The organism is Vibrio sp. 10N.222.49.C9, from assembly GCF_041474985.1.
GTDB classification, from domain to species: Bacteria; Pseudomonadota; Gammaproteobacteria; order Enterobacterales; family Vibrionaceae; genus Vibrio; species Vibrio crassostreae_C.
This window is the reverse complement of sequence record NZ_JBFRVD010000771.1, coordinates 1-250: the sequence shown is the minus strand read 5'-3', so window position 1 is coordinate 250 and position 250 is coordinate 1. Positions and strand designations below refer to the sequence as shown.

The 250-nt window shown below is 40.4% G+C and carries 1 protein-coding gene; it reads right to left on the bottom strand.

The window, feature by feature from the left end:
* The coding region (locus AB4585_RS25520; protein ID WP_372171580.1) for a restriction endonuclease subunit S at positions 1-237 on the bottom strand (237 nt) is incomplete at its 3' end.
* Positions 238-250: the final 13 nt, after the last annotated feature.

Here is a 250-nt window from a genome sequence, read left to right as displayed (position 1 = left end):
GTCCCATGTTGAGAGGATTTGGGCGATTTTGCGTTGTTCTTCGTAGGAAGGAGCTGCAATTTTTAACTTTTTAAAGTAAGGCAGTCCAATAGTTTTTATCGTTGAACCAACAGCTTGCCTTTCGAACTCTGGTTTATGCAGTTGTAACCAGTTGTACAAATACCAGTTATGTAGCTTTTTATTAGCATCGCACTTCCAAGCAATAAAGTGCTGACTCACAGCCATAGGTTCTGCCATTACACCACTCTTA